We start from the raw sequence: 12870 nt of genomic DNA on the forward strand, positions 1-12870 counted from the left end.
CGCAGCGCGGGTGGACGAGCGTCAGCCTGCCGCGCGGCACGGACGAGCGTCAGTACGAACTCGTCCCGCTCGAACCGTTCTCGGTGTGCCGGGGTCGGTGCTCTGCGGCGTCGGCCTGCATCTCCTCCAGTACGCCTTCCCCCTCAAGTAGTGCGCGCACCTCGGACTCGCGGAACCGTCGATGGCCCCCGGGAGTTCGGATGCTGCCGATCCGGCCGGCCGCTGCCCATCGAGTGACGGTCTTCGGGTCGACGCGGAACAGCGCGGCTACCTCGCCTGGTGTCAGCAGACGATCTCCAGTGTCCACGGTCCCCTCCTCGCGTACACGACGGCTCTGACCTGGCCAGTCAGCCCCCCGATGGACCGTGTGCCAGATGCCGTCGTGCCAGACGTACGGCCATTAGAGCACCGGCTGACCGCCGTGTCCGGGAAATGAGGAAAGCTACCTGAGTGGGAGAATGGCCGGTAGGATTTGCGGCTTATATGGACTTTAGTCGGTGGATCGGTGACCTGTCCGGGGGAGCCGAAGATGGAAAGCGGGGGTTTCTGGCCGGACCCGTTAGGGTCTACATTCCGTGGACGCCATCGACCTTCGGCTCGTCGACCTGTTACGCGGCAACGCCCGGCTCTCCTACGCCGAACTTGCCCGGCAGGTCGGGCTGTCCGCGCCCGCCGTACACGAGCGGATCGGCAAGCTCGAATCCGGCGGGATCCTGCGGGGATATCGGGCCGACGTCCGCCCCGAAGCGGTCGGTCTCGGAGTCACCGCGCTGATCGGGCTGGTCGAGGACTCCGGCGCGGAGACCGACAAGGTCCTCGACGCCCTGCGGGCCATGCCCGAGATCGAGTCCTGCTACTTCATGGCCGGAGTCGAATCGTTCCTCTGCCTCGCCCGCGTCGGCACCATCGCCGAACTCGAACAGCTCATCGTCCGGCTCAATCGCACGCCCGGGATCGCCAACACCCGCACCAGCGTCACCCTCTCCACCAAATGGGAGAACCGGCCGCAGCCGCTGACCAGTTGATCCGCCGGACCGCTGCCCGGTCGGCCGCTGCCCGGTCGGCCGGCGACCGGTCGGCCGGCGACCGGTCGGCTGTTACCGTCGGCGGATGGAACAACTGGACCGGTGCGACGACGCGGACCGGGCCTGGGTCACCGACGCCATCGCCAGGGTCGAAGCCGACGCCAACCGTTCCGCCGACACCCACCTGTTGCCCTTCCCGCTGCCGGTCGACTGGGGCATCGACCTCTATCTGAAGGACGAGTCGGTGCATCCCACCGGCTCGCTCAAGCACCGGCTGGCCCGCTCGCTGTTCCTGTACGGACTCTGCAACGGCTGGATCGGACCCCGTACCACGATCGTGGAGGCCTCGTCCGGATCCACCGCCATCTCCGAGGCGTACTTCGCCCGGATGCTCGGACTGCCGTTCATCGCGGTCATGCCGGCCGCCACGTCCGCCGAGAAGATCGCCCAGATCGAGTTCCACGGCGGCAAGTCCCACCTCGTACGGGATCCGGCCGCCGTGGTCGTGGAAGCGCGCTGGCTGGCCGAGGACCTCGGCGGGCACTTCATGGACCAGTTCACCTACGCCGAACGGGCGACCGACTGGCGGGGCAACAACAACATCGCCGAGTCGATCTTCGCTCAGCTCGCCCTGGAGCGGCATCCGATCCCGAGTTGGATCGTCGTCGGAGCCGGTACGGGCGGCACCAGCGCCACGATCGGGCGTTACGTCCGTTTCCAGCGGCACCGCACCAAACTCTGCGTCGTCGACCCGGAGAACTCCGCCTACTATCCGGCCTGGCGGTCCGGCGACTGGTCGACGAGCACCGCCAGCGGCTCGATGATCGAGGGAATCGGTCGTCCCACGGTCGAGGCGTCGTTCCAGCCGGCCGTGGTGGACCGGATGATCCGGGTCCCGGACGCCGCCTCGCTGGCGGCCATGCGGGTCGGCAGCGCCGTACTGGGCCGGCGGGTCGGCGGCTCGACCGGCACCAACCTGTGGGGGGCGTTCGGGCTGATCGCGCAGATGCGCTCCGCCGGCGAGCAGGGCTCGGTCGTGACCCTGCTCTGCGACAGCGGCGAACGGTACGTGGACAGCTACTACTCGGCGCGGTGGCTGGCCGAGCACGGCCTCGACCCGACCCCGCACCTGGCGGACGTCGAGCGGTTCCTGCAGACCGGCGACTGGCCCGGCTCCGGGTAAGTCTCGGTAGCGGCAGACGCCTGTCCTCCGGGTGGGGCGGTCGCGACCCGTCCCGGAAGCCGGGCAGCTGCCTCAGCCGCGTTCGGCGAGCCCGGGATAATGGGTGACGTAGCCGTCCGGGTCCACGGTCAGTTCGGTGGCGAAGCTGCCGCTGCGGTACCCGACCCGGTCCGGACCCGCCGTGGTGTAGATCTGCTCCGCCGCGAGCACCTCCAGGCCGGGCACCCGGACCCACGCCACCGTGATCCGGTGCTCCTCGCCGGGCGGGCGACCGGCCAGCTTGAGCCGGCGGATCGGCAACGTGTTGAACAGCGGGGCCGCGCCGAGGTCGACGTCCAGCGCGGCGTCGAGTCGGCCGGGCTCCTCCGTCCCCGGTAGCCCGACCGGACGCTGTCCGACCGCACGCAACGCGCGGTCCAGGTCACCCTGCTCGGCGGTGCTGACCCGCCATCGACCCAACGCCCGTTCCATCCGTACGGTCCGCAGCCAGCCGGCGCCCTCGGTGGTGACCGTCAACCGGACGGCCGTCCAGTCCTCGTCCGTGGTGAGCTCATACTGGCAGGTGTACGGCAGCGGCGTCGCCGCCACGGCCACCCCTCGCGCGTTCAGCCCCCGCCGGTCGTCGACCAGAGCGTGATCGGCGCCCCCGGTGTCGGTGCGAACCCAGATGACGGACTTCGGCATCGTCGGCATGACTCGACCGTACCGGCCAGGGACTCCCGGGCCGGTACGGCCGGCCGATCAGATCAGAAGCTGCGGCTCGGACGGCGGTCGGCGAAACGCCGCTCTCCGCCACGCCGGTCGTCACGCGGTGGACGGCTTCCCTCGTGGCGGAATCCGCCCCGCCGCTCGCCGCCACTGCGGTCGCCGCCAGCGGTGCCACGGTCGGCGTGGCCGCGCTTCCCGCTGGCGCGGTCCGCTCCGGCTGCCGGCCCAGCGGCACTGTCGCCGGTCCGCCCCGGACGGTACCGGTCGGACTCGCCCCGGAACCGATCCGGACGCTCTGACCGGAAACGGTCAGCGCGCTCTGACCGGAAACGGTCGCCTCGTGGGCGTGGCTGCCGCTGCGGTGCCGGCTCCTCGACGATCGGCACGCCACTGGGCTCGGTGGCCCCGGTCAGTTCGGCCAGCACCGCGTCACCCCGACGTACCCGGGTCTGCGCCGGCTCCACGCCGGCCTTCTCCAGCATGGCGAGGGTGCTGCGGCGCTGCTTCGGCAACACCAGGGTGGCCACCGCACCGGACTCGCCGGCACGGGCGGTCCGGCCGGCCCGGTGCAGGTAGTCCTTCGGGTCCTTGGGCGGGTCGACGTGCACCACAAGGGACACACCGTCGACGTGGATGCCCCGGGCGGCCACGTCCGTGGCCACCAGCACGTTCGTCCGGCCTTCCTTGAACTCGGCGAGAGTCCGGGTCCGTACCCGCTGGGTCTTGCCGCCGTGCAGCGCGCCGGCCCGGACGCCGACCGCCGCGAGCTGGTCGACCAGCCGGTCCACACCCAGCTGGGTGCGGGCGAACATCATGGTCCGGCCCGACCGGGCGGCGATCGACGCGGCGACGGCGAACTTGTCGTTCGGCGGGATCAGCAGCATGTGGTGGTCCATCGTGGTGACCGTGGCGGTCGGCGGCGCGGTGGAATGGGTGACCGGGTCGGTCATGAAGCGCCGCACCAGGGCGTCGACGTCGTTGTCCAGCGTGGCGGAGAAGAGCAGCCGCTGGGCATCGGCCGGGGTCTTGTCGAGTAGTTCGGTGACGTCAGGCAGGAAGCCCATGTCGGCCATCTGATCCGCCTCGTCGAGAACGGTCACCTCGACATCGTCCAGGTTGCACACCCCGCGTTGGATCAGGTCGCCGAGGCGGCCCGGGGTCGCCACGATGATCTCGACGCCGCGCCGCAACGAGTCGATCTGCCGGTCGTAGGGCACCCCGCCGACCGCTGTCTTGATGAACACGCCGACGGCCCGTCCGAGCGGGAACAGCGCGTCGTTGACCTGCATGGCGAGCTCGCGGGTGGGAACCAGGATCAGCGCCCGGGGGTGTAGCGGCCGGGCGCGGTCGCCCGCCGCCATCCGAGCGAGTACCGGCAGGCCGAAGGCGAGGGTCTTGCCGGAGCCGGTCTGGCCCCGGCCGAGCACGTCCCGGCCGGCCAACGCGTCCGGTACGGTCGCGCGCTGGATCTCGAACGGGGTGGTGATGCCCTCCCGGGCGAGTGCCCGGACCAGTGGACGCGGCACTCCGAGGGCGGCGAAGTCCAGGTCGGCGGGAGCCTGCGCCGGCTCGGTCGCGGCGTCCGGAGCCGCAGTGTCGAGAACCGGGGTGTCGAGAACCGGGGTGTCGAGGACGGACGGGAACGTGCTGGGATCAGCGAAGGTGGTCAAGAAAACCTCTCAGGGCGGGGCGGATCTTCGCGAATGGCCCGTTCCGGTGTGCGCACCGTTGAATCGCCCGCAAGATCGCCCATGAGCACGCGCGAGCGCGCGCCGGGTTGATGATCAGAGGACAAGTGTACGGGTTTGCGGCGCTGTTGCCACCTGACCGTCCGCCTCGTGGGCGGGCTCACCCCGTCAGCCGCTCAGCAATCCGTCGAAGATGCTGTTGAAGACGTTGCCGACGGCCAGGGCGATCAGGATCCCGACAACGACCACCACACCGAGGCCGATCGCCATCGTCAGCACCACCCGGGTGGTGCCCCGGTTCTCCCGTTCCGGCGTGTCCGCCCAGCCTTGGGCGAGAATGTGGCCGGTGAGGGAACCGGAGTTCTCCACCGCCGGATTGAACGGGATCCCGGACGGCATGCCCATCGGCAGCCCCATGGTCGGGTCCGCCCCCGGTGGGGGAGTGTCCCGGCGGGCACCGTAGACCGTCCCACCGCCACCTGGTGTCGCGTTGGGCTGCCGGGCCCACTCGCCGTACGCCGACGAGGGGGCGGCAGCCGCCGGTGGTGCGCTCGTCGGTGCCGGCGGCACCTGGTACGGCGGGGGCAGCTGGTAGGGCGCTGCCGCCTGGTACGGGGGACTCGCCGGTGCCGGACTGGTCGGCACCGACGGTCCGACCGGGTCGGGGACGACCGACGGGGCGGCGGTGCCCGAGTCGAACGTGAGCGGGCTCGACGCGCTGGGCCGGCGGGTCGGCGGGTCGACCGGCGGAAGTGTGTAACCGCCCGGCGAAAACGATGCCGGCGGCGAGACCGGGGCACCTGCGGACCCGTCGGCGGGTGCCGAGGTCCATGCGGGCGGCGGTGCGATCGGTCCGGGCGCCGGCACCGGCGGTGCCAGTGGCGCGGGTTCCGGTCCGGGTGCCGGGGCAGGTGCCGGGGCAGGTGCCGGGGCAGGTGCCGGCTCCGGGTCCGGGGTGGCCGGCCGGGGCGGCTCGTACGGGCCCGGCGGCCGCACCGGATCGGGTGGGAACGGCGGCTCGGCGCCATCCACGGGCTGCTCCGGGCGCTTCGCGCCGTAGATCCGGGCACTGCCGTGCGACAGGGGTACCGCGCCCACCTCGTCCAAGGAGACCCGCTGCGCCCCCGCCACGGTCGCTCGGGCGCGGGCCGGCGTGCCGGCACCGTCCGACTTCTCCCCGCTCTGCGCACCGAACGCTGGGTCCTGGTGGTCGGCCGGCGACACCGGCTCCGCGGCCAGGTGCCGGCCGGCCGTCAGATACTGGACGGACGGGTCGGTTGGCGGCCGCCAGACCAGGTCGGGCCGGTCCGCCGGTTTGGCTACGTCCGTCGGTGGCGTCCAGGTCGGGACGGGCCGGTCGGCGGGGTCGGGCTGGGTCGCTGGTGGTGTCGAGGCCGGGGCGGTCGTCGGCGCGGGCTCGGAAGGCTGCCACGCCGACGCGAAGCTCGACCAGGCGGAGGCGGGTGCCGACGACGTACCAGCGGTGCCGGAGCCGACTCCGGCGAAACGCGCGTCGGGACCAGCGTCGGGATCGGTGCCGATCGAGCCGAGGCCGGTGCCCGGACCGGAATCCGCGTCACCCGTGCCGTCGGCGGTGGTACCCGGACCCGGTACGACCGGCACGCCCTCGGCCGAATCGGTGCTGGTCGCCTGCGCCCACAGCGCCCCGGCCGGCGGTGCCGGCGGCAGCTCGTACACGGGCGGGAGCCCGTCGTCCGGCGAAGACGCCTCGGCTCGGCGTGATTGGGCCGGTACGGACCTCGGTGGTGCGCCGTCAACCTGGTCGACCGGCGACTGGTCGCGATCCTCGTGCATCATGCCTCCCGTGCCGGCCTTGACCGGACGCCCCGGCCGGTGAACGTCCCCGGCTTCACCGTGCCATATCGACGCCGCAGTACACAGCCGGAGTGCCGCCGTACCGACAGGTGGCGCCCCACGGCCGGACGACGTCGGCCGGGCGGCCGATCCGATCATGGCCGTGCGGACAGCCGGGCATCCGGTGGCGTCGCTCAATCCTCCAGCGCGCCGGCGCTCAATCCTCCAGCGCGCCGGCGCTCAATCCTCCAGCGCGCCGGCGCTCGGGCTGCCGGTCGCCGACCCGGATCCGTTCGGCGTGGCCGCGACCGTGTTCGAGGCCGTACCGCTCGGGGTGCTGGTCGGTGTCCCGGTGCCGGTCGCTTCCGGATCCGGCGTGCCGGGACCGGTGGTCGGCGTCGGGTCGGGGCCGGTGGGCGTCGGCAGCGGGGACGGCGGCGGCGGAGTCGTCGGTGCCGGAGTCGTCGGTGCCGGGGTCGTCGGCGTCGGCCCCGGGGTGGTGGGGGTCGGTCCTGGCGTGGTCGGCGTCGGTCCTGGCGTGGTGGGGGTCGGCCCCGGAGTCGTGGGCTTCGGCCCTGGCGTGGTCGGTGCCGGCGTCGGTGTCGTGGGTACCGGGGTGGGGACGGGGGTGGTCGGCGTGGGAGTCGGGGTGCCGGGGACGGTCGGGGCCGGCACCTCCCGGATGACCCGGGTCGCCGCGTAGAACCGGGACCACCAGACGGTCGAAACCTTGACCACGTCGCCCGTCGTGGGCGCGTGCACCATCTTGCCGTCGCCGACGTACATGCCGACGTGGTGGATGCTGGTCCAACTGGAACCGGAGGCGAAGAAGATCAGGTCACCGGGGAGCAGCGCGGAGCGGGTGACGGTGTTGCCACGGGTGGCGTAGTACTGGTCTTTGGCTACCCGGGGCAGACTGAAGTAGTCGGCGCCAGGCGACCGGTAGGCCGCCCACATCAGCCCGGAACAGTCGTACCGGCTCGGTCCTTCGGCACCCCACAGGTAGGGCTTGCCGAGTTGCCTGAGCGCGAACTGCAGGGCGGCGACGGCGCGGGGGTGGGCGGTGGTGCTGGCGATCCCGTCCGACCCGATGCTCTGGCCGATCTCCTGCTCGACCGCCTCGCGTTGGCGTTCGATGGTGACCATCTGCTCGGTGTTTCGCGCCTTGAGCGCGAGCAGAGCGGTTTCGCGTTGCTTGTAGGTGCCTTCGACGGTGCCGAACTGGGTGCGCAGCGAGTCGAGCCGCGTCAACGCCTCCTGGTAGGCGAGGTAGGCGGCCTGCTCGGCGGCGGCGGCGAGCGAGACGTCGCGATTCGCGGCGTCGGCACCGATCTCGGGCTGAAGACCGCGCTGCAACCGCGACAGCGCACCAAGGCCGTGCAGGTCGCCGCCGTACTCGCCGGGTGGCATGGCGGCGGCGTCCTTGAGCGCGAGCGCGGCGGCGCTCTCCGCGTCGCGCTGCGCGGTGAGCAGTGCCGTCCGGGCCTCGCGCAGCGCCTGTTCGGCCTCGGTCAGCTCGGCGGCGGCCAGGGCCTCGTCTTCCTGCAGCGCCAGGAGCTGCTCGCCGAGTAGCGCCACCTCGGTCTCACCGGTGTAGATCTGCGCCACGAGCGGACCGTCGGTGACGCTCGGGACGAAGGTCGACGGGGTGCTCGGCCCGGCCGTCGGCCCGGTGCCGGGCAGTCGCAGGCCGCCGGCGGGGACCGGTCGGCTGCCGGTGTCGGGTACGGCGACCGGTTGGGCGTAGACCGGGCTGGCGAGGGCGATCGTGGTGACCGCGCCGAGCAGCGCGGCCCAGAGGGTGGGGGACAGCCGTGGTGGCAGGACGCCACTGGCTCGGGTCGGGTGCCGTCGTGGTGGCTTGCCGCTGTTGCCTCGTGCCATGCCCGTCCGCTCCCCGTACCGCCGCATTTGTCCCGATGCCCGTGCCCCGGAACCGAGTCGCGCCGCCTGGTGTTGGTTGTCCCTCATTGGTCTTACCGCACGGGACCCGTGATGTCGATGTTCCGGGAGGTTACGAGACCCTGAGAAATGGTGGGCAGGCGCATGACCTACGTCGCTGCCGGGCCGGCCGATCGGCCGATCCCCGACGCGGCGACGTAGGCTCGGGCCGGAGCGTGCGGGAAGGGATGTGGCGAACGTGGACGCTGGTCGCAAGCGTGAGCTCGAAGAGAAGGTGTACGCGGGGGAGCGGCTCGACTACGCCGACGGGGTGGACCTCTACGCCAGCGACGACCTGGCCTGGCTGGGCCGGCTCGCGCACCACCGGCGTACCGAACTCAACGGCGACCGGGTGATGTTCAACGTCAACCGGCACCTCAACCTGACCAACGTCTGCAGCGCCTCCTGCGCGTACTGCTCGTTCCAGCGCAAGCCGGGCGAGAAGGACGCCTACACGATGCGGATCGAAGAAGCCGTCCGCAAGGCCAAGGAGATGGAGGACGAGCAGCTCACCGAGCTGCACATCGTCAACGGCCTGCACCCCACCCTGCCCTGGCGCTACTACCCCAAGGTGCTGCGCGAGCTCAAGGCCGCCCTGCCGAACGTCAAGCTCAAGGCGTTCACCGCCACCGAGGTGCAGTGGTTCGAGAAGATCAGCGGCCTGCCGGCCGACGAGATCCTCGACGAGCTGATGGACGCCGGCCTGGAGTCGCTGACCGGCGGCGGCGCGGAGATCTTCGACTGGGAGGTCCGCCAGCACATCGTCGACCACGCCTGCCACTGGGAGGACTGGTCGCGAATTCACCGGCTCGCCCACAGCAAGGGGCTGCGGACCCCGTCGACGATGCTCTACGGCCACATCGAGGAACCCCGCCACCGGGTCGACCACGTGCTGCGGCTGCGCGAACTGCAGGACGAGACCGGCGGCTTCACCGTCTTCATCCCGCTGCGTTACCAGCACGACTTCGTCGACTCGGCGGACGGCAAGATCCGTAACCGGATCCAGGAGCGGACCACGATGGCCGCCCCGGCCGAGTCGCTGAAGACGTTCGCGGTGTCCCGGCTGCTGTTCGACAACGTGCCGCACGTCAAGTGTTTCTGGGTGATGCACGGGCTGTCGGTGGCGCAGCTGTCGCTCAACTTCGGCGTCGACGACCTGGACGGCTCGGTCGTCGAGTACAAGATCACCCACGACGCCGACGCGTACGGCACGCCGAACACCATGCACCGCGACGACCTGCTGCACCTGATCTGGGACGCTGGCTTCCAGCCGGTCGAACGGGACACCCGCTACCAGGTGGTACGGGAGTACGACCGGCCGCCGACGCTGGCGGAGCGCCGCGCCGAGCCACAGCAGATCTGGGCCTGAGCCGGATCTGCGGGGCGGTCACCGCGCCGCGTACCAGCGGCGGCCGACCGTCGCGGTCGTTCCGTGCACCACGGTGCTGAGCGCGACCACCAGCGTGCCGGCCGCCCACAACCGTGGATCGACCGCCCCCTCCCGATGGCTGTACGTCAGGTAGAACAACGCGGAGACGCCGATCGGACCGAACCACCCGAGGAACACCGCGTCCCGCCACGACATGCCGAGAGCGGGCCGCAGCGCCACCACCACCACCGGCAGCCGGCGCAGCAGCAGCACGGCCACCGCGAAGGCGGCGGCCGGCCACCCGAGTTCCAGCCACTGCCGCCAGGGCAGCTCCAAGCCCAGTAGGAAGAACACTGGCAACACCAGATACCGGGTGAGCGCGTCGTCGAGCCGTTGCTCGGACGCCCGGGACTCCTGGCCGATCATGCGGTTGTATGCCAGACCGGTGACGAACACGGCGAGAACAGCGTCGGTACCGGCCATCCGCGCGATGCCCAACGCGGCGACCCCGAGTACGGCGGCGAAGATCAACAACGAACCTTTGTCGACCTGCTCACGTGCCTCGGCGGCCCGTACCGCCCGTCCCGCGACGTAGCCCACGGTGAGGCCGACCAGCACCGCGCCAACCACCCCCCAGGCCGCCTCGAACAGCTGCTCGCCCGCCGGACGGGGCACCGCGGCGATCAACGCCAACACGACGAAGAGGAACGCGAGCCCGTCGTTCGCACCCGACTCTCCGCTGATCACCTGTCGTAGCCGGGCCGGCAGGCTCTGCTCGGCCGGCTGTCCAGATACCACGCTCGACGCCAGCACCGGATCGGTGGGAGTCAGACAGGCCCCGAGCAGCACCGCCAGGGCGGCCGGGAGTCCGAGCACCGACCACGCCAGCCCGGCGCCGATCAGCGCCATGCCTGCCATACCGGCCACCAGCAAGACACCTATCGGACGAAGGACCGTCCGGTACGCCGTGGCGGAGAAGCGCAGCGCGACCGCCATCAACGAGATCGCCAACAGGATCCGGGTGGTCTCCAACGTCAGCCCGGCCATCCGCTGGTCGGTCAGGTCGATCAACCCGAGGACCGGACCGGCCAGGACGCCCAGCAGCAGCGCCAGCAGCGGCTCGCTCACCGGTGCCCGCCGGATCGCGCTCGACCAGAAGGCGAGCAGTACGGCGAGGACACCGACCAGCGTGTAGCCCAGATGCAGCGAGCGCATGCCGCCCACTTACCCGGCGAACCGGTGGTTGAGACCGCCGTACACCATGCGACCCACCTCGGGGTCTGCTGGCTGCGCGGACAGCTCCCCGGCGCGAAGGCGTACCCTCATCAGGTCATGGCTGAATCGAAGAGTGACGCGCGTCCGCGCCGCGACGCCGAGGGCCGGATCGCGACGTTGGCGGACCTAATCGGCGTGGTGCTCGCCGGTCTGGTGATCGGCCTGCTCGTGCTGCTCCTCTTCGACGGCGTGTTCCAGCTGATCGCGTCCGGACGGCTGGGCCAGTCCAACGGGTGGCTGGCGGTGATCCTGCCGGCGTGGCTGTTCGCCGACGACTTCCGCGCGTGGCGCGGCGGAAGCGCCCGGTTCGTCGCCGCGCTGGTGGCGCTCGGCGTCGGGGTCGCCTCCGGCCTGCTCGCCGCCGGCGTCGCCACCGGGATCGTCTTCGGGCTGCCACCGTTGGTCAGTGGCGGGATCGGCGCGGCGGTCCTCTCGGTGGCGTACGCGACGGTCTGGTTTCACGGCGTCCGGTGGCTCGACGGCCGCACTGGCTGAGTGGTGAGGAGAGACATGAGTCCTGCGGTCAAGTACACGCTCGGTCGGATCGGACTGTTCGCCGTCGTCGTCCTGGCACTCTGGCCGATCGACATGAACATTTTTCTGAAACTGATGATCGCGGTGATTTTCTCGGCCGCGTTGTCGTTCTTTCTGATGCGTGGCTGGCGGGACGAGATGGCGCAGCAGATCGCCGAGTCGGCCGAGCGCCGCCGGGCCGAGAAGGATCGCCTGCGGTCCGCGCTGGCCGGCGACGACGAGCCCGACACCGCCAACCGATCCGACGGTACGCCGGACGACGGCACCCGCCGCTGAGCCGGACGACGGCACCGCCGCTGAGCCGGACGACGGCACCCGCCTCCGAGCCTGACGACGGCACCCGCCTCCGAGCCCGTCGTCATCGGCTGCGGAGCCCGTCGGTCCGCTGTGGCTCGACGCAGCGGCCACTGTGGTCGAGGAATTGCGAACAATGCTCAACTCGCGCATTGTCGCAGGCATGCGGTAAACCTGGTAGGCGAACGTCCACTTGGCCTCCGGGGACGGAAATGATGGACACATCTGCCGAACCGTATCCAGAGATGTTGGTCTGGGCGATCCGTAAACCCATCGTGCCGATCGCCGGCGGCAACTTGCTCGTCGTCACCGACGGGCTACGTCGAGCCGTGCGCAGCCGGGTCGGCGCGGTCTGCAAACGCCGTGGCGTGCCGGTGCCGACCCAGGTCACCGGGCACGGCGCCGACGGCCGGCCGCACCTGGCGTTCCTGCCGATGCTCGACGTCGGTCACCGGCGCGCCGACGGCCACCTGCTCGGCGTCGCCGTGGCGATCCCCGCCGACCTGCCGACCGAGGATCAAAAGCTCATCTCGTACGGCCTGCTCAACGACGACGGTCCGATCGACACGCTGCGGCTCGGGGCCAACGGCCTGCTGTCGCTGGCGCATCAGACCGATCCGCGACCGTCGTCCGGACTCGATCCACAGCGGTGGCGCGCACCGGCCCCGGGCGCCCGACGCTGGATCACGGTGACCCCGGTGATGCTCGACCGCCGCCCGCACGCCCGGCACACCGTCGCCGCCGTCGACCGTCTGGCCGAGTCATTCGTGGCGGCCGGCTACCCCCGGCCGCGTTCGGCGAGTCTCCTGGACCGCTCGACCGTGCCGGGCGCGGTCCGAGGCCCGCACTCGGGTACGATCCCCGACAGCCGGCAGCACCGGCCCTTCACCCACTGCCGAGTCGAGTTCCCCACCCCGGTACGCGGACCGGTGATCGCCGGTCGGCTACGTCACCTCGGCTGCGGGATGCTCGTCCCGGATCCCACCGACCTCCCGGCACGGCCTCCACAGTAGGCGGTCCCCCAGCTCACGGAGCTCA

The 12870-nt window shown here is 71.4% G+C and carries 12 protein-coding genes; 6 read left to right on the forward strand and 6 right to left on the reverse strand.

Features of this window, described 5'->3' with window-relative positions:
* Window positions 1-49 precede the first annotated feature (49 nt).
* Complete coding sequence (locus O7632_RS03895) at window positions 50-307, reverse strand: BldC family transcriptional regulator (RefSeq protein WP_278111500.1); 258 nt, start codon at window positions 305-307, stop codon at window positions 50-52.
* Between the two features lie 268 nt (window positions 308-575).
* Between O7632_RS03895 and O7632_RS03900 the strand changes: the two genes are divergently transcribed.
* Window positions 576-1025 carry an Lrp/AsnC family transcriptional regulator gene (locus O7632_RS03900; protein WP_278111502.1) on the forward strand — a complete coding sequence of 150 codons (450 nt, stop codon included), beginning with the start codon at window positions 576-578 and terminating at the stop codon, window positions 1023-1025.
* Window positions 1026-1110: 85 nt separating this feature from the next.
* Window positions 1111-2208, forward strand: a complete 1098-nt coding sequence (locus O7632_RS03905) for a PLP-dependent cysteine synthase family protein (protein ID WP_278111503.1) — start codon at window positions 1111-1113, stop codon at window positions 2206-2208.
* 72 nt (window positions 2209-2280) lie between these two features.
* Here the strand turns inward: O7632_RS03905 and O7632_RS03910 are convergent, their stop codons facing one another.
* From O7632_RS03910 to O7632_RS03925, 4 genes are all read right to left on the reverse strand, one after another.
* Window positions 2281-2901 carry a putative glycolipid-binding domain-containing protein gene (locus tag O7632_RS03910; protein ID WP_278111504.1) on the reverse strand — a complete coding sequence of 207 codons (621 nt, stop codon included), beginning with the start codon at window positions 2899-2901 and terminating at the stop codon, window positions 2281-2283.
* Between the two features lie 53 nt (window positions 2902-2954).
* Window positions 2955-4463 carry a DEAD/DEAH box helicase gene (locus O7632_RS03915; RefSeq protein ID WP_347403621.1) on the reverse strand — a complete coding sequence of 503 codons (1509 nt, stop codon included), beginning with the start codon at window positions 4461-4463 and terminating at the stop codon, window positions 2955-2957.
* Window positions 4464-4772: 309 nt separating this feature from the next.
* Window positions 4773-6419 carry a hypothetical protein gene (locus tag O7632_RS03920; RefSeq protein ID WP_278111507.1) on the reverse strand — a complete coding sequence of 549 codons (1647 nt, stop codon included), beginning with the start codon at window positions 6417-6419 and terminating at the stop codon, window positions 4773-4775.
* A gap of 240 nt (window positions 6420-6659) precedes the next feature.
* The gene (locus tag O7632_RS03925; RefSeq protein ID WP_278111509.1) at window positions 6660-8303 is read right to left on the reverse strand and encodes a C40 family peptidase; all 1644 of its coding nucleotides are present in this window, start codon (window positions 8301-8303) and stop codon (window positions 6660-6662) included.
* A 256-nt stretch (window positions 8304-8559) separates the two neighbouring features.
* Between O7632_RS03925 and mqnE the strand changes: the two genes are divergently transcribed.
* On the forward strand, window positions 8560-9729 hold the full coding sequence (gene mqnE / locus O7632_RS03930; protein ID WP_278119804.1) for an aminofutalosine synthase MqnE: 1170 nt from the start codon (window positions 8560-8562) through the stop codon (window positions 9727-9729).
* Between the two features lie 18 nt (window positions 9730-9747).
* On the opposite strand, the gene O7632_RS03935 is transcribed toward mqnE, so the two are convergent.
* The gene (locus tag O7632_RS03935) at window positions 9748-10944 is read right to left on the reverse strand and encodes a cation:proton antiporter (RefSeq protein WP_278111511.1); all 1197 of its coding nucleotides are present in this window, start codon (window positions 10942-10944) and stop codon (window positions 9748-9750) included.
* 117 nt (window positions 10945-11061) lie between these two features.
* Here O7632_RS03935 and O7632_RS03940 point away from each other — a divergent pair, with 117 nt between their 5' ends.
* The 3 genes from O7632_RS03940 (at window position 11062) to csb2 (ending at window position 12845) form a co-directional block, all read left to right on the forward strand.
* Window positions 11062-11499 (forward strand): hypothetical protein, encoded by a 438-nt coding sequence (locus tag O7632_RS03940; protein ID WP_278111512.1) that lies wholly within the window; start codon window positions 11062-11064, stop codon window positions 11497-11499.
* Window positions 11500-11514: 15 nt separating this feature from the next.
* Window positions 11515-11814: a DUF4229 domain-containing protein gene (locus O7632_RS03945; protein WP_278111513.1), complete on the forward strand. Its 300-nt coding sequence runs from the start codon at window positions 11515-11517 to the stop codon at window positions 11812-11814.
* A gap of 233 nt (window positions 11815-12047) precedes the next feature.
* On the forward strand, window positions 12048-12845 hold the full coding sequence (csb2, locus tag O7632_RS03950; protein WP_278111515.1) for a type I-U CRISPR-associated protein Csb2: 798 nt from the start codon (window positions 12048-12050) through the stop codon (window positions 12843-12845).
* Window positions 12846-12870: the final 25 nt, after the last annotated feature.

Origin of the sequence: Solwaraspora sp. WMMD406 (assembly GCF_029626025.1) — a bacterium.
Lineage (GTDB): Bacteria > Actinomycetota > Actinomycetes > Mycobacteriales > Micromonosporaceae > Micromonospora_E.

Excerpts from the sequence above, each read along its gene's own strand:
- O7632_RS03935 (WP_278111511.1), bottom strand. The coding sequence starts at position 10,944 with ATGCGCTCGCTGCATCTGGGCTACACGCTGGTCGGTGTCCTCGCCGTA.
- O7632_RS03910 (WP_278111504.1), bottom strand. The coding sequence starts at position 2,901 with ATGCCGACGATGCCGAAGTCCGTCATCTGGGTTCGCACCGACACCGGG.
- csb2 (WP_278111515.1), top strand. The coding sequence starts at position 12,048 with ATGGACACATCTGCCGAACCGTATCCAGAGATGTTGGTCTGGGCGATC.
- O7632_RS03925 (WP_278111509.1), bottom strand. The coding sequence starts at position 8,303 with ATGGCACGAGGCAACAGCGGCAAGCCACCACGACGGCACCCGACCCGA.
- O7632_RS03905 (WP_278111503.1), top strand. The coding sequence starts at position 1,111 with ATGGAACAACTGGACCGGTGCGACGACGCGGACCGGGCCTGGGTCACC.
- O7632_RS03940 (WP_278111512.1), top strand. The coding sequence starts at position 11,062 with ATGGCTGAATCGAAGAGTGACGCGCGTCCGCGCCGCGACGCCGAGGGC.
- O7632_RS03945 (WP_278111513.1), top strand. The coding sequence starts at position 11,515 with ATGAGTCCTGCGGTCAAGTACACGCTCGGTCGGATCGGACTGTTCGCC.
- O7632_RS03920 (WP_278111507.1), bottom strand. The coding sequence starts at position 6,419 with ATGCACGAGGATCGCGACCAGTCGCCGGTCGACCAGGTTGACGGCGCA.